The organism is Pseudomonas oryzihabitans (genome assembly GCF_032027545.1).
Taxonomy (GTDB): domain Bacteria; phylum Pseudomonadota; class Gammaproteobacteria; order Pseudomonadales; family Pseudomonadaceae; genus Chryseomonas; species Chryseomonas oryzihabitans_F.
Map to the genome: position 1 here is coordinate 1 of NZ_JAVSJB010000116.1, position 327 is coordinate 327.

1 protein-coding gene is annotated in these 327 nt (G+C 62.7%); it reads right to left on the bottom strand.

Features of this window, described 5'->3' with window-relative positions; translation table 11 throughout:
- Positions 1–327: leucine zipper domain-containing protein (locus RND78_RS27975; protein ID WP_312733492.1), on the bottom strand; the 327-nt coding region annotated here is incomplete at both ends.

The window sequence follows — 327 nt, forward strand, 5'->3', positions numbered from 1 at the left end:
TTCGATGGCCGGGCCTCCAGAATCGGCCAAGCTTTTTGATATCCAGATGTAGCAGGTCGCCGGCTTTGGGATATTCGTAGCGCACCACCCCAGGGGCGGGCTCCAGCTCGGCCAAACGATGAAAGTCTGCCTGTTTGCGACGACGCGCAATGGTACTGACGGCCACGCCGCGTCGTTGGGCAAGCGGTCGATAGGTATGGCGAGATCGGCGGAGCGGGATCAAGTGTGCGACCCGGTCGCCCGAGGTCCCATGCGGGCATGAATGCGGACGTGATGACCGCTCCAGCAGACCGGACTTGCCCTCCTCACGAAAGCGCCTGAGCCATC